At 39.0% G+C, this 323-nt stretch carries 1 protein-coding gene; it reads left to right on the top strand.

The genetic code is table 11. The annotated features are described in order from the left end of the window. Nucleotides 1-46: 46 nt before the first annotated feature. Nucleotides 47-323: hypothetical protein (locus AC27VX_RS23915; protein WP_488698485.1), on the top strand; the 277-nt coding region annotated here is incomplete at its 3' end.

The following is a 323-nucleotide window of genomic DNA, read 5'->3' as shown; positions in this document are numbered from 1 at the left end:
TGACCTGAATGGAAACATCAGTAATCTCAAACGTACAGCGGCATCTATGCCAGGGAACACAGCTACTTTGGTCGATAATCTTGATTATATCTATACTGGGAACCGTCTGACCCAGGTGATCGAAAATGCGATGAACGATACCGGTTATGAAGGAGGTAATAATATCATAGATTATGACCTGAATGGGAGTATGACCACCATGAAGGATAAAGGAATTCAGAATATTGCTTATAATCATCTGAACCTGCCTGATGGTTTTGCAATTAGCCAGACAGATCCGTTTGGTACAAATGTAAATTTCAGTTTAAGCTATTTATATCGTT

This window comes from Chryseobacterium sp. 14P4.3.2 (assembly GCF_057799275.1).
Note: the sequence above shows the minus strand (reverse complement) of the source record. Positions and strands in the feature narration are given on the sequence as shown.